Here is an 18,926-nt window from a genome sequence, read left to right on the forward strand (position 1 = left end):
TACATTCACGGCGCCCGGCGGCGCCACGGGGAGCAGACATGCTGGAAAGGCTGTTTCAACTCAAGGCACACAACACCAACGTGCGCACCGAGATTCTTGCGGGCGTCACCACCTTCCTGGCCATGGCCTATATCCTTTTCGTCAACCCGAGCATTCTCGGCGAGACGGGCATGGACAAGGGCGCCCTGTTCGTCGCCACCTGTCTGGCTGCCGCCATCGGCTCGACCATCATGGGCCTGATCGCCAACTACCCGATCGCCCTGGCCCCGGGCATGGGGTTGAACGCCTTCTTCACCTACACCGTGGTCTTGCACATGGGCCACACCTGGCAAGTGGCGCTGGGTGCGGTGTTCATCTCGGCGGTGCTGTTCTTCCTGCTGTCGATCTTCAGAATCCGCGAATGGATCATCAACAGCATCCCGCTGCCGCTGCGCTCGGCCATTGCTGCCGGTATCGGCCTGTTCCTGGCGCTGATCGCCTTGCACAACGCCGAGATCGTGATCGCCAACAAGTCGACCCTGGTCGGTCTTGGCGATCTGAGCAAGCCAGCACCTATCCTCGCCGCCCTGGGCTTTGCCCTGATCGTGGCCCTGGAGGCCCTGAAGGTCCGTGGCGCGGTCTTGATCGGCATTCTTGCGGTAACCATCGTCTCCATCCTGCTGGGCATTACCCCGTTCGGCGGCGTGACCTCGATGCCACCGTCCCTGGCCCCGACCTTCCTGCAGTTGGACATCAAGGGCGCCCTGGATATCGGCCTGGTCAGCGTGATCTTCGCCTTCCTGTTCGTTGATCTGTTCGACAACTCCGGCACCCTGATCGGCGTGGCCAAGCGCGCTGGCCTGATGGGCAAGGACGGCCACATGCCGAAAATGGGCCGGGCGCTGATCGCTGACAGCACCGCCGCCATGGCCGGCTCCCTGCTGGGCACCTCGACCACCACCAGTTACATCGAATCCGCGGCGGGCGTCAGCGCCGGTGGGCGCACCGGCCTGACCGCCATTGTGGTGGCGATCATGTTCCTGCTGGCGCTGTTCTTCTCGCCGCTGGCGGCCAGCGTTCCGGCCTTTGCCACCGCGCCGGCCTTGCTGTTCGTCGCCGTGCTGATGACTTCGGGCCTGGCGGAAATCGACTGGGACGACATTACCGTCGCCGCCCCGGTGGTGGTCACCGCCCTGGCCATGCCTTTTACCTATTCCATCGCCAACGGCATTGCCTTCGGCTTTATCGCCTGGACCGTGATCAAGCTGCTGTCGGGCCGCGCCCGCGAGCTGAACGCACCGCTGGTGATCCTGTCGATATTGTTCGTGATCAAGCTGGGTTGGTTCGCCGCATGACTTTTGACCCCGCAAGCTACACCGTCCAGTTGAACGATAAGGTCACGCGCCTGCGTGACCTGCTGGCGCCCTTCGCGGCCCCCGAGCCCCAGGTCTTCGATTCGCCCCTGCAGAACTTTCGCCTGCGGGCCGAGTTCCGCCTGTGGCGCGAAGCCGGAGAACGTCATTACGCGATGTTCTCCCAGGACGACAAGCGCACGCCGATCCTCATCGAGGAGTTCCCCATCGCCAGCCAGCGCATCAACCAGTTGATGCCCCGGCTCAAGGCCGCCTGGCAAGCCAGCAGCGCCCTGAGCCACAAGCTGTTCCAGGTGGAGTTCCTCACCACCCTGGCCGGGGACGCGATGATCACCCTGTGCTACCACCGCCCGCTGGACGAGCACTGGCACAAGGCGGCGAGCCAACTGGCCGCCGACCTCAAGGTCAGCGTGATCGGTCGCTCCAAGGGCAAGCGCGAAGTCATCGGCCAGGACTACGTGGTGGAACAGCTCGAAGTCGGCGGGCGTACCTTCAGCTACCGCCAACCGGAAGGCGCCTTCACCCAGCCCAACGGCACGGTGAACCAGAAGATGCTCAACTGGGCCTATGAAGCCCTGGGCGAGCGCCCGGACGACCTGCTGGAACTGTACTGCGGCAACGGCAACTTTACCCTGCCCCTGGCCACCCGGGTGCGCAAGGTACTGGCCACCGAGATCAGCAAGACCTCGGTCAACGCCGCCTTGAGCAACCTCAGCGAAAACGCTGTGGATAACGTCACCCTGGTGCGTCTGTCCGCCGAAGAGTTGACCGAAGCCCTGAACGAAGTGCGGCCGTTCCGCCGCCTGCAGGGCGTGGACTTGAAGAGCTACGAATTCGGCAGCGTGTTCGTCGACCCGCCCCGGGCCGGCATGGACCCGGACACCTGCGAACTGACCCGGCGCTTCGACAACATCCTGTACATCTCCTGCAACCCGGAAACCCTGGCGGCCAACATCGCCCAGTTGCACGACACCCACCGCATCACCCGCTGCGCGCTGTTCGACCAGTTCCCCTGGACTCACCACATGGAGTCCGGGGTCCTGCTGAGCCGCCGCTGATCTGCCCTGCGTCAACCAACAGCCGTCCTCGCGACGGCTGTTTGCATTCTGCCGCCCGCCCCTGCGTAGGAGCCGGCCTGCCGGCGATGGGGCCCTTGAGACATGCGTCGATCTGGCGGCTGCTCGCTGGCACGCCAGCGCCTACAAGGCCAGGCCCGACGCGCTCCAGAATGGGTCAGCGCCGCCGCCCTGGCTGTGTAAAACTCGGGCGACGGCGGTGAGTCACGCCGACACTCAGGCGGCCAGAGCCCAATCCAAGGCCATGCCCGGTACGCCCACCAGGCTGATATCGGCCGCGATTGCGGCAGCCGGGGTGGCGTGGGCAACGCCGGCGGCGGCCAGGTCGTCGAAGGTCGAGTTCAGCGACAGGCTGGGGTCGATCGCCTTGAGCAGGGCATCGATCTCGCCGGCCAGGGCCGAGCTGTCGCCACTCATCAGGCCATAGACCACCTTGTGCACTTCGCCTGCGCGGCCTTCTTCCTTCAGGCTGTCGAGGCCCAGGTTGCTGAAGCTGACTTCCTGGCTGACCAGGGTGTAGGCACTGCCCGAACCACCGGCGAGGGTGTCGCCCAGGGCGATGGTGTCCACCGAGCCCCACAGGGTGTGGCTTGGCTGGCTGAACAGGGTGTAGTGCAGATCGCCATCGGCCACGAAGGCCGCGTCGCTGGCGGTGCTCTTGATCGCGTACTGGGTGCCGTCGAACGGGCCCGGGTTGAAACCACCGGTGTTGCTGCCATCCACCACTTCGCCTGGACGGTGGTTGACATCACCGAAGTAGGCCGACCAGTCAGTCAGGTATTGCGCAACAGTGTTACCGCCGTAGGTAGCGCTGTAAGAGATCGAAATGCTCATGCAAAACTCCAATACATAGGTGGGTCATGGCCGCAGCACGCCAGTGCCTGCTGCGGTTTTGCCCATCAACGGGCAAAAGCGCTCAGAACTGATATTCCACACTGCCTTGCAGGGTCCGCCCGCGGCCGAGGGTGAAGGCCAGGACATCGCCGAGGGGCACCAGGTAGGCGCGGTCGGTGACGTTTTCCATGGCCAGGCGCAGGGTCAGCTCTTCAGTGGCCCGGTAGCTGCCATACAGGTCGTAGACGGTGTAGGGCTTCCAGTCGGCCGGGTAGACGCCGGTCTGGCTCACGGTCCCGGTCCCCGAACCGGCGATCGAGTAGCCGGCGCTGTAGCGGGCCCGGGCACCGATATCCAGCTTGCGTTCGAAAAAGCGCGCGCCCAGGGTCAGCGTGCCGCGGTCCATGGGCATGTGTTCGGCCGAGCCGAGGATCGCGGCGTTGCAGCGGCTCGCGTTGTTGGCGGCCTCATCGGCGCGCATGCCGGTGACAATCGCGCCACGCCCTGTGCCGGTCTTCACCGGTTGGGTCACCCCTCCCAGCCAGGCGATCTTGGTGCAGAAATCGTTGTCACCGATCATGCGGGTGTAGTTCAACTGGCCGTAGGCGCGGCCGGCGTCATAGTCGAGCTGGTACTCCACGCCCTTGAAACGGGTGCTGCTGAGGTCGTTGACGTAGGCGCTGTTGCCGATGCCGGGCGAACCGTAGCCGGGGGGCTGCACGCCCATGGCCATGTAGATGAAGTCGTCGATACGGGTGTCGAAATAGGCCACCTTGATGCCCAGGCGGTCATCGTTGAACCAGAGGTTTTCCTTGAATACGTTGACCCCCGCTTCCCAGGTGGTGGAGCGCTCCGGCTTGAGAAAAGGGTTGGGGAAGGTGCTCTCCGAGCCGCCACCGTGGGGCCGGCCGCTGATCATGGTTTCGGTCACCGCCGGTGGCCGCCAGCCCTTGCCATAGCTGGCGAACAGTTGCAGCCACTCGACCCCGGGCTTGACCGACAGGCCGAAGGTCGGCGAGAAGCGCCCTTCCTGGTTATCGATGTCATAGGCCACCGGCACCGAGACCTGCTGCGGCGTCTTGCCGATCACGAAGGTTCGGGTGTTGATCCCGGTCTCGCCGCGCAGGCGGTAGCGGTCATAACGCAACCCGGCATTGAGGTTCAGCCAACCGTCGTAGTCGAAGTCCAGCCGCGTGAACAGGCTGCCCAGGGCCCGGTCGCCCTCGGGAGTCATGCTCGCCGCCGGCGAAGCCTTGAGCGCCGAGCCCTTGGGCACCGGCTGGCTGGCGTCGGGGCGGACCTTGTCGTAGAAGAACTCCAGGCCGTAATTGGCCTTGAGCGTGGACAGCTCGCCCAGGCTGAAGGTCGAGGTGTTCTGTGCCTGGACGCCATAGGTGTCGGTCTGGTAGGTGATCGAGTAGCCGGGACTGCTCCTGCGCTTGAGGGTGCTCTGGTGATTGCGGTTGTCGACGTAATAGAGCTTGGCCGTGAAGTCGATCAACGGGTCGTCCGGGGTGTAGCTGTAGTCGAGGCTGAAGTTCTGCGATTGCACATCGCTGCTACCGAGCTTCTCCCAGAGCCGATCCTTATTCTCGGTGTTCATCATGTTGGCGTCGTCGTAGGACACCTGGGTGGTCAGGTAGCTCAGTTGCAGGCGCTGGTCCTGGGGCAGATTGAGCCCCAGTTTGGCCAGACGCGAGCGCATCACCGAAGCGGAGTAGGCCACCTTGGAGCGCTTCACCCGGTCATTGATCGACGGGTCCATCCAACTGCCGGTGCGCAGTTCGCCGATGCCGCCACGGGTCCCCGGTTTGTAGTCGCCCAGGTGGCGTTCACTGGCGGCCAGCAGCATGTCCCAGACTTCGGTGCCGACGGCGAAGGCGGAACTGCCGATGAAGTGAGTGCCGTTGCTGCGCCCGCCCAGGCCGGTGGTCAGGCGGATCCGGCCGCCGATTTCCTGGCCGGGCTTGAGCAGGTCGCGGGCCTCGACGGTGCGAAAGTTGGCGACCCCGCCGATCACCCCAGCGCCGCCCATGGTCGAGGTCGCGCCCTTCTCCACCACCACTTCGGAGAGCAGTTCGGGGTCGACATAGAGGGTGCCGTTGCGCTGCTGGTGGCCGCTTTGCTGGTAGTTCTGGCGCATGCCGTCCACCGACATGTTGACCCGACCATAGTCCTGGATGCCGCGGATGTTCACCGACACCCCTGGGTCCTGCTGGCTGAGCGCCGAATACACGCCAGAAGTTTCCTCCAGCATTTCGGCGGCATGCCGCGGTGGATTGCGATCCAGTTGCTCGCGGCCGACCACGCTCACCGAGCGTGGCGCGTTGTATACCCAATCGCTCTGCCGGCCTTCGAGGTCGCCGGAAATCGTGGTGGGGGCCAGGGCCAGGGCGCCATCACGTCCGGTTTCCACCCGACTCAGGGTCACCTGGCGCTCGCCGTTAAAGCGGTACTCCACCGGCGCATTGCCCAGCAGCCGGGCCAGTCCTTCCTCGGCGCTGTAGCGGCCCTTGAGTGGCGAGCTGTGCAGGCCATGCAGGCGCAAGCTGTCGAACAGCACCTGTACTCCGGCCTGCTCGGCAAAAGCCAACACCGCACTGCCGAGGGCCTGGGCGGGAATATCGAAATCCTGTTCAGGTGGTTGCTCAGCGCTCTGCTGGGCTACGCCCACGGGCTCTGCCGCGTGCAACAAACCACCTCCCGCCAACAGCCCTACTACGCCCAAGTGAATGGCCAGGGCCAGACGACTTGCGGCGTGAATTCCAGTGCGACTGCCTACCCTCATGTTCCTGATTCCTGCGCTGGCTACTTTTAGTGCATGCGAATGCATCTCAATTAGCTAGACGTGCCAGGCAGGAAAACTCAGTAAGGTTTTTCCGATTATTTTTCGCCGAAGGTAAAAAAGGCCCACCGGCCTCAATAAATCAGGCTGACGCCGGCCAGGTCGAAACGCTGCACCTGCAACTCCTGGGTGAGAGTGGCCAGGGCCGCATCGAGCATATCCAGACGGAATACACCGCTGACCTGACGCTGGGCCAGGGCACTGTTGGCCAGCACCACTCGCCCGGATCGATAGCGATTGAGGCGCTCCACTACCGCGCTCAGGGGCTGGCGGTCGAACACCAGGACCCCGCGCCGCCAACTGGTGGCGCGCTGCAGATCGAGCCCATCAAGTGCCACCACCCCCGACTGCGAGTCATAGCGCACGCTCTGCCCCTCTTGCAGAACCCGCTCGGAAACGCCGCGTTGCGCCGGGGCATCCAGGCTCACGGCGACACTGTGCTGCAACACCCCAACCCAGGCTTGTTGATCGCTCTCGCGCCCGACCACAAAACGGGTGCCCAGGGCTCGGGTCTGGCCGCTGGCGCTGTGCACGATGAAAGGTCGTTTCTCTTCACCGACCATGGGCGCCACATCAAACACGGCGGAGCCGGCCAGCAATTGGATCTGGCGCTTGTCGCCGCTGTAGTCCAGGCGAATGGCGCTGCCCGAATCCAGCTCCACTTGGCTGCCATCGGCCAGTTGCACGGTGCGCACCTCGCCCTTGCCGGTCTGGTAGTCAGCCTGCAGGTACAGCAGTGCCTGCGGCCCTTGCAGCCAGCCCAGGGCCACCGCCAGAACCAGCATGGCCGCACTGGCGACCCGCACCAGCCGGCGTCGACGGCGCGGGCGCTGTATTGTCGCCGCAGGCCGTTCCACCTGGCGTCGTGGTGGGGCAGTGGCCGCCAGCTCGGGGTCCAGGCGCAGCTCGCCCAGGGCCTCCCAGGTCTGCCGGGCAAACACCAGGGCCTGGGGATGACGCGGGTCGGCGGCCTGCCACTGGGCAAGCTGCGCCTGCTCGGTGGCGCTCAGGCCTCCCGCGTGCAAACGCACCGCCCAATCGGCGGCGGCCTCGGTGATACTGCGCTCTTGCGGACCCTGGCTATTCACGTGTGAATCTCGATTTCTCGTTATATATAAGCAGTGACGTCTGGCCCCGACTTTTACCGTAACTCACTGGTCAACCGGCCGACCGTCGGTAGCCTGCAGGCGTTGCATCACATAAGCCAGCGCCCGGGACAGGTGCTTTTGCACCGAGCTATCGGAAATGTTCAGGTGCCGGGCCACCTCGGCGTGGGTCATGCCTTCGATACGGTTCAGGCGGAAGATTTCCTGAGTGCGCGCAGGCAGCTCCGTGATCGCCTGTTTCAGTGCCTTGCGCTGTTGTTGCGCCATCGCCTGAGCCTCCAACCCGGCCGCCTCATCCTCGATGTCGGTCAGTACTTCATGGGGCACGGTCTGTGTCTTGCGCCGCGCCTCCTGACGTACATGGTCGATCAGCAGGTTGTTCGCCGTGCGGTAGAGATAGCCCTGGGAGTTGTCGATCCGCTCACCGCGCGTTTGCTCGGCCAGCCGCAGAAAACTCTCCTGCACCAGATCTGCGGCCAACTGCGGGTCCCGTACCTTGCGCGCCAGGTACCCACGCAAGGTCGCGGCATGCTTGAGAAACAGTCCCTTGAGATCCACATCCGACAAACCGACTCCCTGGAACATGAAGGAAATTGCCGGCATCTTACGGCCAGTCGAGAATGACTTTCAATTGATATCAGTATTCATTAGCGATCGCTTGCACCGGCTGCCAGCCGCTTTCCAGGACCTAGGCTGGCACCTCGACCTTGCGCGGCCGGCCGCCCTTCTTGCCGTTCAGGCGTGCCGCCCGAGCCTTGGCCGCGCTGCTTTGCCGACCGTTACGGGAGGCGACCAACTGGGTCGCCAGTTTCATCAGCGGCTCGCTGGCGGACAGCAGCCCGACAATCGACACCTGCAGGTCCAGGGCCTCATGACACACCGCCGTGGCGGAAAAGCCCAACTGCAGTTGCTGCAATGGGGTGTCGCTCAGCGCCGCCAGCTCCGGATAGTTGTCCACCGGCAAATGAATCGAGCTGCCATCGGCAAAGCCCAGGCACAGGCACCCGGCCGCATAGCTCAAGGTACTGACTGGCAAACCCGCGTCGTGACGCGCCTCACCGCGTTCGACCGCTTGATCCAGCTGCTCCTGGGTCAAGGGCACATCGACGGGCACCGCTGCCTTGACGACTTTCATAGTTCGATCTCCACTCCTTGCGCCGCACCCACCAGGGTCAGGCGAGTCAGGTTTCGTTGTTCCTCGTAGTGCGCTGACTCGATCAGGTACACCCTGCAGCCGGCGCTTGAACCTTCCACCACAGCGTTCGCTTGCCAATCCCACAACTGCTGCTCAAGACACAAGGTGCGCAGTTTGCTCCACCAGATACGCCGAGCCAGATGCACCCGTTGCTTCAAGGCCTGGCGCAAGCCTTCAAGGACTGCCAGTGCCGGGCGACGGCCATGGGGGACAACGTCCCAGAGCTCGACACCGTTGTGCCAGAAGCTGAAGCGAAAACGGGCACTCCAACGACCGCCATCCACATGCACATGGGGTGGGCAATGTTCGTCACGCAACATGACGACGACCGCATAGCCCTTGTAAACGAACACTTTCATGCTAACCCATCCGTTAGGTTATTGAGTCCAAAGACTCATGTTTCCATGATTAATCCGACCACCGGCCTGAAAGGGCAGCAGTGAGGTGACCTGCTTGAGGTTAGTCCCGGAGAAGGTCAGGAAGGCCTCCGGGCAGCCGCCAAGTCGTCAGCATTTATTGCCGGACAAGGCCTCGCCACGGCCATCGCCAATAACAGCGTTCGGTTATCGAACACTTAATCAGCCTTCCCGGGTTCCGCTCTCGGCCATCAATTGACCAAATTAACCAGTTAGTACAATTTACCTCCCCAGTGCCTCGTACCCTCTCCCGAGGCTGACAATAACAACGGAGATCTACCCCCATGCGTCCTATCGTTCTGGTGCTTAACGGCCCGAACCTGAACCTGCTCGGCAGCCGTGAACCGGCCACTTACGGCCACGAGACCCTGGCCGATGTCTCGGCCTTGTGCGGCCGTGCCGCCGAGGAATTGGGCCTGGTCGTGGAGTTTCGCCAGACCAACCACGAAGGCGAATTGCTCGACTGGATCCACGCCGCCCGCGGGCGCTGCGCCGGCATCGTGATCAACCCCGCCGCCTGGACCCACACCTCGGTGGCGATCCGCGATGCGCTGGTGGCCAGTGAACTGCCGGTGATCGAAGTGCACCTGTCCAACGTCCACGCCCGCGAACCGTTCCGCCATCACTCCTTTGTCTCGGGTATTGCCCTGGCGGTGATGTGCGGCTTTGGCAGCCACGGCTATCGCCTGGCGCTGGAACACTTCAGCCTGCGGTTCAAGGAGCAAGGTCTATGACAGGCCATACAGGCGTACTCGCCGGACTGATCGGCGCCGGCATCCAGGCTTCACGCACCCCGGCCCTGCATGAACACGAAGGCGACGCGCAAAACCTGCGCTACCTGTACCGGCTGATCGACCTGGACCAGTTGGGGCTCGACAGCAGCGCCCTGCCCGACCTGCTCCAAGCCGCCGAACGGATGAACTTCACCGGCCTGAACATCACCTTTCCCTGCAAGCAGAGCATCTTGCCGCTGCTGGACGAGTTGTCCCCGGAAGCTCGCGGCATTGGCGCGGTCAACACCGTGGTGCTCAAGGACGGCAAGCGGATCGGCCACAACACCGACTGCCTGGGGTTTGCCGAAGGGTTCCGGCGTGGCCTGCATGGCGTGAGCAGACGGCGCGTGGTGCAGATGGGGGCCGGCGGCGCCGGCGCGGCAGTGGCCCACGCCCTGCTCAGTGAGGGTGTGGAGCAACTGAGCATTTTCGATGTGGAAAACCAGCGGGCGCAGAGCCTGGCGGACAACCTCAACCAGCATTTCGGCGCCGCTCGGGCTAAGGCCGGTGGCGACCTGCCCAGCACCCTGGCGAGCGCCGACGGCCTGGTGAACACCACGCCCATGGGCATGGCCAAGCTGCCGGGCACGCCGGTGCCGGTGGAACTGCTGCGGGCGCAGCTGTGGGTGGCCGAGATCGTCTACTTCCCGCTGGAAACCGAGCTACTACGCAATGCCCGCGCCCTGGGTTGCCGAACCCTGGACGGCGGCACCATGGCGGTGTTCCAGGCGGTCAAGGCGTTCGAGCTGTTCAGCGGTCAGAGCGCCAACCCGCAACGGATGCTGGCGCACTTCCACAGCATGAATGGCTGAAATACGCCGGTTGCCGCCGCAGGCTGCGACAGGCCCCGCAGGGGCCTCGGCATCCGTCAGGACGCTGGCGAGCCTGCGGCAGCGGCGACAGGTACAGCGTTTACTCGGGCTTGAGCTGCAGGCGCGCGAGCAGGCCGATCAACAGCACGTTGAAGAGAATCATCAGCAGACTGCCGAACAGGCCCAGCAGATTGATCACCGCGCTCGGCATCCAGTCGAACACGCTGAAACCGGTCAGGGACAGCAGGCGCTCACCGAACCAGAATGAGTCAACGACGATCATCAGGATCAGGATGATTTTAAGCGTTGGGACGGGGTTACCCATGGTGCCTTCCTTGTCGTGGGGGATGATGCGAGAGCCGGGGTGGCGAGGCGATCTTACGGACGCTTTCGCCAGCAAGCCAGCGCCTGACAAGCCAACCCGGCCCTAAAGCTCCGGGTCAGGTCTGCAGGTAGCGCAGCACCGATTCGCAGATCATTTCCCGGTGCCGCTGCTTGATGCTTTCGTCCGGCAGGTCGATCTGGAAGATCTCGCCAAAGGTGTGACGGTTCGACACCCGATAAAAGCAGAACGAGCTGATCAGCAAGTGCACGTCCAGCGGGTCCAGGCCACTGCGGAACACGCCTTCCTGCGCGCCGCGCTCAAGGATCTCGCCCAGGGCATGGAGGATGGTGTTGTTCATCGCCTTGATCACGCCGGACTGCTTGACGTACTCACCCTTGTGGATATTTTCGATGCTGACGATGCGCACGAAATCGACGTTGCGGTCGTGGTGATCGAAGGTGAACTCCACCAAGCGACGGATCGCTTCAGGCGGCGCAAGCTCCGCCAGGTGCAGGCGGCTCTCGGTGTTGCGGATGTCACCGTAGAGCTTCTCCAATACCTCGACGTACAGCTGCTCCTTGCTGCCGAAGTAGTAGTAGATCATGCGCTTGGAGGTGTGGATGCGCTCGGCGATCGCATCCACCCGCGCGCCGGACAGGCCCTGCTGGACGAACTCGACAATGGCTTCTTGAAGGATGTTCTCGCGGGTCTTTTCCGGGTTGTTCTTACGACTCTTGCGCGGTTCGAGAGTAGGCTCATCGGGCGCCATCGAGCGTTCACTGGTCATTGTCATTCTGGGCTCACGGCCATCACTGCACACGCGGGCGATTATGGGCCGCGTCCTGTCGCGAAAGAAAGTACAGAGGCGGTGGATTACCGCCTCCGGTTACCAATGCGCTACAACTTGGCCTGGCGCACCGCGCCACTGCGGGATTTGGCCATGGCCGCCAGACGCACCGCAACGTTGGCCGCGCCATAGCCGGCGTAGCCGTTCTTGCGCTGGATGATCTCGAAGAAAAAGCGCCCCTCGAAGGGTTCGCTGTAGACATGGAACAGCTCGCCGCCCTGGGCATCGCGGTCATACAGAACGTTGTAATACGCCAGCTCGCTGAGGAACTCATCGTCGAAGTCGAAGCGCGCGGCCAGGTCGTCGTAGTAATTGAGCGGAATATCCAGCAGCGGTACCCCGGCCTGCTTGGCCCGGCTGACCTCGGCGAAAAGGTCGTCGCAGTCGAAGGCAATGTGATGCACCCCGCTGCCACGATAACTGGACAGCGCGTGGGAAATCGCGGTGTTGCGGTTCTCCGAGATGTTCAACGGCAAGCGGATCGAGCTGCAACGGCTGCGCAGGGCGCGGCTTTTCACCAGGCCATAAGGATCGGGCAGCACCACTTCGTCATCGGCCTCGAAATCCAGCAGGCTCTTGTAGAACAGCGCCCAGCTGTCGAGGCTGTCCGCCGGCAGGGCCATGGCCATGTGGTCGATACGCTTGAGGCCGCCCTTGGCTTGCACATCGTCATGCATGTTGAAGTCGGTGTCGTACAGGTGCTGGCCGCCCTGCTGCGGGTCCACCAGATAGATCAGGCTGCCATCGGGCTCGCGCACCGCCGCCAGTTCCAGCTCGTTGGGGCCCACCAGGCCGCGATAAGGCTGGCCCTTGTAGGCCACCGCCCGCTCCAGAGCCTTGGCGCTGTCCTTGACCCGAATGGCCGTGGCACACACCGAAGGACCATGGGCCTCGAAGAAGCTGTGGGCGAAGGAATAGGGCTCGGCGTTGAGGATCAGGTTGATATCGCCCTGACGCATCAGGCTCACGTTCTTGGAGCGATGCTGTCCGGCCCTGGCAAACCCCAGGCGCTCCAGCCAGTTCCCCAGCTTGGCGCCCAGGGCGTCGTCCACCGCGAACTCAAGAAACTCGGTGCCGCCATAGGCGTCAACCGCTGGCGGGGCGAACAGAATATCCAGGTTGGCCACCGGTTGCGCCTCCTGCAACAGGCGCTCGCGGGTCTTCTCCTCCAGGTACAGCAAGGAGCGCAGGCCGTCGGCGGCGTTGGCCCGCGGCGGCGCGGCGCGAAAGCCATCGTTGAAGATTTCCAGGGACAGCGGCCCGGTGTAGCCGCTCTTGATGATCGGCGCCAGAAAGCCCGGCAGGTCGAATTCGCCCTGGCCGGGGAAGCAACGGAAATGTCGGCTCCACTCCAGCACATCCATGGCCAGGATCGGCGCATCGGCCATCTGCACGAAGAAGATCTTGTCCCCGGGAATCTCGGCAATCGCTGCCGGGTCGCCCTTGAGCGACAGGGTGTGGAAGCTGTCCAGCAACACCCCGAGGCTGGGGTGATCGGCGCTGTGCACGATGTCCCAGGCCTGTTGATAGGTATTCACGTGACGGCCCCAGGCCAGGGCTTCGTAGCCGATGCGCAAGCCGCGCAGCGCGGCCCGTTCGGCCAACAGGTGCAAATCATCGATGAGAATCTGCCGGTCCCCGAGGCTGTCGGCCTGGGCGTTGCTGCATACCAGCACCAGGTCGGTGCCCAGCTCCTGCATCAAGTCGAACTTGCGTTCGGCACGTTCCAGGTTGCGCGCCAGGCGATCGCGGCGGCAGCCCTCAAAATCGCGAAATGGCTGGAACAGGGTGATGGCGATCCCCAGGTCGGCGCACATCTGCCTGATTTCCCGAGGGCTACCGTCGTAATAGAGAAGGTCGTTCTCGAAAATCTCCACCCCATCGAAGCCGGCGGCGGCGATGGCTTCGAGTTTTTCCGGCAAGGTACCGCTCAAGGATACGGTGGCAATGGAACGCTGCATGGTTGAACTCCCGGGGATAACGGCCGGTGGCACCCGAGCCTTTTATTCGATGTTGCGGATTATTCCACAGCATGATTTAAAGTGTACGAACCAGTTAGTTTTGTGTTCGATTATCGAACAAAAAGCCGCTTGGCGAATTGACGATTTTTCAGCCACTGCGCACCATCGACAGCACATTGAGCCGCCCCAAAAAACCGTGGCTTCAATCACCCAGACCCAGAACACACCATAAAAATTTTAAAAATCGGGTACATCCTCATGCTTGCACTCAACGCCCCGCCCTGCTGCTCATCCCTTTGGCCCGTGCCTGGAACGGCCTCAATCGGCACCCTGGATCACGACCCGCTACTGCCCTGAGCAGATCGTCGTACCGATGGCGTTCGCCGGTCCGCAATCAACGGCTCGACGAACCAAACCAGTCGATCAATCACCCAGTCCCCGGCGTTCATGCCCTCGCTGACGATTGATCGCGCGCCTTAGAGTTCCGACGAGCCCTGGCTCGTCAGTCACTGAACGGATGGCTTATATGATTCCTTCCCAAAGCTCTCGCATTGCCCCGAGCCTCAGTGTTGCCGGCGGCATCGGCGACAAGATCCGCGGCGCCATGGCCGTCGGCAAGACCCGCTGGGGCATGCTCGCCCTGGTGTTCTTCGCCACCACCCTGAACTACATCGATCGCGCCGCACTGGGCGTGATGCAGCCGATCCTGGCCAAGGAAATGAACTGGACGGCGATGGACTACGCCAACATCAACTTCTGGTTCCAGGTCGGTTACGCCGTGGGCTTCGTGCTGCAAGGGCGACTGATCGACCGAGTCGGGGTCAAGCGGGTGTTCTTCTTCGCCGTGCTGCTCTGGAGCCTGGCCACCGGCGCCCATGGTCTGGCCACTTCGGCGGCAGGCTTCATGGTCTGCCGGTTCATTCTCGGGCTGACTGAAGCGGCCAACTACCCGGCCTGCGTGAAGACCACGCGCCTGTGGTTCCCGGCCGGTGAACGTGCGGTGGCCACCGGCATCTTCAATGCCGGGACCAACGTCGGTGCGATGTTCACCCCGATGCTGCTGCCCTTGATCCTCCACGCCTGGGGCTGGCAGGCAGCATTCCTGTGCATGGCCGCGCTGGGCGGTGTGTGGCTGTTGTTCTGGGGCCTGAAGTACTTCAATCCGGAAGATCACCCCAGCGTCAAAGCCTCGGAACTGGCCTACATCCAGCAACAGGTGGAACCCGAGCCGACCCGCGTGCCCTTCAGCCGCATCCTGCGCATGCGCGGCACCTGGGCCTTCGCCCTGGCCTACTCGCTGACCGCGCCGGTGTTCTGGTTCTACCTGTACTGGCTGCCGCCGTTCCTCAACCAGCAGTACAACCTGGGGATCAGCGTGACCCAGATGGGCATCCCGCTGATCATCATCTACTTGACCGCCGACTTCGGCAGCGTCGGTGGCGGCATCCTCTCCTCGTTCCTCATCGGACGCGGGATGAACCCGATCAAGGCGCGGCTGCTGTCGATGTTCCTGTTCGCCTGCTGCATCATCGGCGTGATCCTGGCCGCCGGCACCGCCCACCTGTGGCTGGCGGTGTTCGCCATCTCCCTGGGGATCGGCGCCCACCAGGCTTGGACCGCCAACATCTGGAGCCTGGTGATGGACTACACACCCAAACACATGATGAGCACCGTGTTCGGCTTCGGTGGCATGTGCGCGGCCATCGGCGGCATGTTCATGACCCAGATCGTCGGCCACATCCTCACCGCCACCCACAACAACTACACCGTGCTGTTCACCCTGATCCCGGCCATGTACTTCATTGCCCTGATCTGGTTGTACTTCATGGCCCCGCGCAAGATTCCCCACGTAGAAGACTGATGCTCCTTTCACGCGGGCCCGCTCAGGGCCTGCGTTTTTTTATCGGCTCCCCCTCCCCCCTTTGGTTTTTCCACACTCGGAGATCGTCCCATGACGCTGGGTCACCTGAGCATCGCCAAACGCGCCGTGATCAGCTTCGGCGTGATTGCCCTGCTGGTCCTGCTGCAGGGGCTGTTCGCCCTCAAGCAAGTGGCCGAAGTCCGCGCCACCGGCCAGCACACCGAAAACATTTCCCTGCCCAGCACCCGCTACCTGGGAGAAGTGCGCGACTACGTGTTGAGCATCCGCGTGCTGAGCCTGCGCATGGCCCTCAACCGTGAACCCAAAGTGCTGGAAAGCACCATTGCCCGCCTGCATCAGGTACAAGCCTGGCTCGACCAGGCCCTGGCCAGGTTCGCGCCGCTGGTGGGCGATCACAACCGGGGGCAGTACGAGACATTCCTCGCCACGGTCAAGCGCTACCAACAGGCCCTGACCGAGTACGAAGCCCTGTCCCAGGACAATCGCAGCAGCGAGATGACGGCCCTGCTCAACGGCAAGATCCAGGATTACTCGACCCAGACCGGCGACCAGTTCGCCGAACTGATGAACCTGACTGCCGAGGAAGTCAGCCAGTCGGCCCAGCATGCCGACGCGCTGTACACCCAGGTCAAGGTCACGGTGATCAGCGCCCTGATCGCCGTCGCCCTGCTGACCCTGTGCCTGGCCTGGCTGTTGATTCGCAGCATCGTGGTACCCATCCGCCAGGCCGTGGGCGTGGCCGAGCAAGTGGCCGCCGGCGATCTCAGCCGACCGATCCACAGCGCGGGCCGCGATGAAACCGCGCGCCTGCTCAAGGCCCTGGCCAGCATGCAGGCCAGCCTGCGTGAAACCCTGCAACTGATCAGCAGCACCTCGACCCAGCTGGCCGCCGCCGCGCAACAGATGAGCCAGAGCACCCACCAGGATTCCAGCCGCCTGCAGCAGCAACACAACGAAATCGAGCAAGCCGCCACCGCCGTCAACGAGATGACCGTGGCCGTCGAGGAAGTGGCGCGCAACGCGGTGTCCACCTCCGACACCACCCGCCAGTCCACCACCCAGGCCACCCAGGGGCAGGCCCGGGTGATCCAGACCCTGGACTCGATCCAGGCCATGAGCTGCGATGTCGGCACCGCCTTGCAGCAAGTGCAGACCCTGGCCGAGCAGTCACGGGAAATCGGCAAGGTGCTGGACGTGATCCGCGCCATTGCCGAACAGACCAACCTGCTGGCCCTGAACGCCGCCATCGAGGCCGCGCGGGCCGGGGAAGCCGGCCGCGGCTTTGCCGTAGTGGCAGATGAAGTGCGGGCCCTGGCCCATCGCACCCAGCAGTCGACCGAGGAAATCGAACAGATGATCGGCCGGGTCCAGGGCGACACCGACAGCGTGGTGCAGGCCATGCACGGCAACAATCAGCGGGTGGCCCAGACCTTGTCCATCGCCGAACAGGCCGGGCTGGCCCTGGGGGAGATCACCCGGGCCATGGAGCAGATCCACGAGCGCAACCTGGTGATCGCCAGTGCCTCGGAAGAACAGGCCCAGGTGGCCCGTGAAGTGGACCGCAACCTGCTGAACATCCGCGACCTGTCCCTGGAAAGCGCCGACGCCGCCACGCGCACCAACGCCACCAGCCAGGCGCTGTCGCACTTGGCGGTCGGCCTGCAGAACCTGGTGGTGCGCTTCCGTTTCTGAGTCGTCTCAGCGGCCGCGCTGCTGCCAGGCCGCCGCCAGCCCACTGAGGCAGATCACGGCGATGCCCACTTGGGTAATCGCATCCGGCGTGTGGTTGAACAGCAGCCAGCCCAGCAGCCCGGCGAAGACAATCTGGCAGTAACCAAAGGGCGCCAGCAGGGCCGGCGCCGCGTGGCGAAAGGCCTGGGTCAGGAACAGGTGGGCACTCATGCCGCAAGCGCCCAGCGCCAGCATCAACAGGCCATGGACAACGCCCGGGGTCTGCCAGAAGAACGGCACCAGCGCACTCATCACCAGGGTGTTGCACAGCCCGGCAAAGAAGTTGCTGGTGGTCGGGCTGTCATGCTCGGCCAGCTTGCGGGTCAGCAGTTGATAGAAACAGAAGAACAGCGCCGAGCAGAACGGCAGCAACACCGCCGGGGTGAACAGCTCGCCCCCCGGATGCACGATGATCAGCACCCCGAAAAACCCGCAGATGACCGCCAGCCACTGGCCGCGGGTCACCTGCTCGCCGAGCAAGGGCACCGACAATGCGGTGACCAGTACCGGGGCGAGAAAGTTGACCGCCGTGGCCTCGGCCAGGGGAATGAACAGCAGTGCCGAGGTGAACAGCAAACTGGTGCTCAGCAGGCACAAGGCCCGCAGCAATTGCAGCAACGGTCGCTTGCTGCGCAGCACCCGCAGGCCCGATTGCGGCAGGAAGATCCCGGCCATCAGCAAGGTGTGGACCAGGTAACGGGCCCAGACCACCATGATCACCGGGAAGTACCCCGAGAGGTATTTGGACAGGGCATCGTGGCTGGCGAACAGGAAGGTCGCCAGGACGATCAGCAGGATACCCTTGAAGGGGTGGTTGGTCCCGGAGAGGGGCGTGCTGCGGGTCATGGGCATTCCTTGGGGGGTGATTGAAGACACAGCTTCGCGAACAGCCGGCGCCTAGCGGATAGGTGTGGGAGCCGGCTGGCCGGCGAAAGCCCTCCCGCCAACTCAGGTCCTGGCCAGCAGCGCTCGGGTTGCATCCAACGCCATCTGCGCCCGCTGCAAAGCGCTCACGCCCTGCTCCAGCAACTGCACCGTGGGAATTTCCAGGCTCAGGGGCAGGTGCTGCGGCAGACACTGGAGCAACCCCGGCAGATCGCATTCACCCAGTCCCGGAAAGCGCCGCTCGTTGCGGGCCTGACGCAGGATCTCCTGCATATCGTCCGGACGTGGTCCGGCAACGTCGCACAACTGCGCGTAACGCAAGCGCGCCGGATCAACCTTGGCCAAGTCCGCCAGACGCGAACCCGAACGGTCTAAATGGAAGGCGTCCACCAGTACACAGCCATTGTCACGACCGGCGTTTTCCACCACGCGCACGGCCTGTTCCAGGTTGCGCGCGTCGGTCCAGGGCATGAACTCCAGGTGGGGATGCAGCCCGTACTGCCGCGCCAGATCGCACAAGGCGGCGAAGTTGTCGGTCATGCGCGCCTCATCCGGGTCATTGCCCGCCACCAGCAACTCGCTGGCGGCGAACTCGGCGCCCACCGCCAGCAGCGCTTCGAAGTCGCCAACCCGGGTCTGTGGCTTAAGCCGCAGGATCTCCACATCCAGCACCCGCACGCCGGTATCACGCAGGCGATCCTGGGTTTGCCGCCGCAAGCCGGCATCGGCCACCAGCGGAAAGTGATGTTCCTCCGGGGTCGCCGGTTCCAACCGCAGGCCCACATGGCTGTAGCCGGCACGGGCCGCCACCTCCACCATCTCCGGTGGCGACAGCTCCAGCACGGTCAGGCTGGCCAGGGAAAAAATCCGCTCACTCATCCGTTGT

The 18,926-nt window shown here is 63.7% G+C and carries 17 protein-coding genes; 6 read left to right on the forward strand and 11 right to left on the reverse strand.

Annotated features, from left to right (window positions below; genetic code table 11):
- The first annotated feature begins 38 nt into the window (after positions 1-38).
- Both PLD_RS00460 and trmA read left to right on the forward strand, forming a co-directional pair.
- Positions 39-1,334, forward strand: coding sequence for an NCS2 family permease (locus tag PLD_RS00460; protein WP_159888856.1), 1,296 nt, complete (start codon positions 39-41; stop codon positions 1,332-1,334).
- A complete protein-coding gene (gene trmA / locus PLD_RS00465; protein WP_159888857.1) occupies positions 1,331-2,410 on the forward strand; it encodes a tRNA (uridine(54)-C5)-methyltransferase TrmA in 1,080 nt (359 codons plus the stop codon). The genes PLD_RS00460 and trmA overlap by 4 nt, the downstream gene beginning before the upstream one ends.
- 234 nt (positions 2,411-2,644) lie before the next feature.
- On the opposite strand, the gene PLD_RS00470 is transcribed toward trmA, so the two are convergent.
- The 6 genes from PLD_RS00470 to PLD_RS00495 all read right to left on the reverse strand — a co-directional run bounded on the left by PLD_RS00470 (position 2,645) and on the right by PLD_RS00495 (position 8,767).
- Positions 2,645-3,262 (reverse strand): heme acquisition protein HasA, encoded by a 618-nt coding sequence (locus PLD_RS00470; RefSeq protein WP_159888858.1) that lies wholly within the window; start codon positions 3,260-3,262, stop codon positions 2,645-2,647.
- Between the two features lie 82 nt (positions 3,263-3,344).
- Positions 3,345-6,050 carry a TonB-dependent receptor gene (locus PLD_RS00475; RefSeq protein WP_159888860.1) on the reverse strand — a complete coding sequence of 902 codons (2,706 nt, stop codon included), beginning with the start codon at positions 6,048-6,050 and terminating at the stop codon, positions 3,345-3,347.
- Between the two features lie 131 nt (positions 6,051-6,181).
- A complete protein-coding gene (locus PLD_RS00480) occupies positions 6,182-7,195 on the reverse strand; it encodes a FecR family protein (protein WP_159888862.1) in 1,014 nt (337 codons plus the stop codon).
- Between the two features lie 63 nt (positions 7,196-7,258).
- Positions 7,259-7,780: an RNA polymerase sigma factor gene (locus PLD_RS00485; RefSeq protein ID WP_159889728.1), complete on the reverse strand. Its 522-nt coding sequence runs from the start codon at positions 7,778-7,780 to the stop codon at positions 7,259-7,261.
- A gap of 121 nt (positions 7,781-7,901) precedes the next feature.
- Entirely contained in the window at positions 7,902-8,348 is a 447-nt protein-coding gene (locus PLD_RS00490) for a DUF2442 domain-containing protein (RefSeq protein WP_159888864.1), read from the reverse strand.
- Positions 8,345-8,767 carry a DUF4160 domain-containing protein gene (locus PLD_RS00495; protein WP_102882290.1) on the reverse strand — a complete coding sequence of 141 codons (423 nt, stop codon included), beginning with the start codon at positions 8,765-8,767 and terminating at the stop codon, positions 8,345-8,347. The genes PLD_RS00490 and PLD_RS00495 overlap by 4 nt, the downstream gene beginning before the upstream one ends.
- Positions 8,768-9,108: 341 nt before the next feature.
- On the opposite strand from PLD_RS00495, the gene aroQ reads away from it, so the two are divergent.
- Positions 9,109-9,558, forward strand: a complete 450-nt coding sequence (aroQ, locus tag PLD_RS00500) for a type II 3-dehydroquinate dehydratase (RefSeq protein ID WP_159888866.1) — start codon at positions 9,109-9,111, stop codon at positions 9,556-9,558.
- The gene (locus PLD_RS00505; protein ID WP_159888868.1) at positions 9,555-10,409 is read left to right on the forward strand and encodes a shikimate dehydrogenase; all 855 of its coding nucleotides are present in this window, start codon (positions 9,555-9,557) and stop codon (positions 10,407-10,409) included. Before aroQ ends, PLD_RS00505 begins: the two co-directional genes overlap by 4 nt.
- A 100-nt stretch (positions 10,410-10,509) precedes the next feature.
- Here PLD_RS00505 and PLD_RS00510 read toward each other — a convergent pair whose 3' ends face one another.
- From PLD_RS00510 to quiC, 3 genes are all read right to left on the reverse strand, one after another.
- Positions 10,510-10,734, reverse strand: coding sequence for a hypothetical protein (locus PLD_RS00510; RefSeq protein ID WP_159888870.1), 225 nt, complete (start codon positions 10,732-10,734; stop codon positions 10,510-10,512).
- 115 nt (positions 10,735-10,849) lie between these two features.
- Positions 10,850-11,527 carry a TetR/AcrR family transcriptional regulator gene (locus PLD_RS00515; RefSeq protein ID WP_159888872.1) on the reverse strand — a complete coding sequence of 226 codons (678 nt, stop codon included), beginning with the start codon at positions 11,525-11,527 and terminating at the stop codon, positions 10,850-10,852.
- 104 nt (positions 11,528-11,631) lie between these two features.
- Entirely contained in the window at positions 11,632-13,542 is a 1,911-nt protein-coding gene (gene quiC / locus PLD_RS00520; protein ID WP_159888874.1) for a 3-dehydroshikimate dehydratase QuiC, read from the reverse strand.
- Between the two features lie 526 nt (positions 13,543-14,068).
- On the opposite strand from quiC, the gene PLD_RS00525 reads away from it, so the two are divergent.
- The gene (locus PLD_RS00525) at positions 14,069-15,403 is read left to right on the forward strand and encodes an MFS transporter (protein WP_159888876.1); all 1,335 of its coding nucleotides are present in this window, start codon (positions 14,069-14,071) and stop codon (positions 15,401-15,403) included.
- 90 nt (positions 15,404-15,493) lie between these two features.
- The gene (locus tag PLD_RS00530; RefSeq protein WP_159888878.1) at positions 15,494-17,116 is read left to right on the forward strand and encodes a methyl-accepting chemotaxis protein; all 1,623 of its coding nucleotides are present in this window, start codon (positions 15,494-15,496) and stop codon (positions 17,114-17,116) included.
- A gap of 6 nt (positions 17,117-17,122) precedes the next feature.
- On the opposite strand, the gene PLD_RS00535 is transcribed toward PLD_RS00530, so the two are convergent.
- Both PLD_RS00535 and PLD_RS00540 read right to left on the reverse strand, forming a co-directional pair.
- Positions 17,123-18,001 carry a DMT family transporter gene (locus tag PLD_RS00535; protein ID WP_159888880.1) on the reverse strand — a complete coding sequence of 293 codons (879 nt, stop codon included), beginning with the start codon at positions 17,999-18,001 and terminating at the stop codon, positions 17,123-17,125.
- Positions 18,002-18,103: 102 nt separating this feature from the next.
- Positions 18,104-18,919: a sugar phosphate isomerase/epimerase gene (locus tag PLD_RS00540; protein ID WP_159888882.1), complete on the reverse strand. Its 816-nt coding sequence runs from the start codon at positions 18,917-18,919 to the stop codon at positions 18,104-18,106.
- Positions 18,920-18,926: the final 7 nt, after the last annotated feature.

This window comes from Pseudomonas sp. LD120, from assembly GCF_009861525.1.
Taxonomy (GTDB): domain Bacteria; phylum Pseudomonadota; class Gammaproteobacteria; order Pseudomonadales; family Pseudomonadaceae; genus Aquipseudomonas.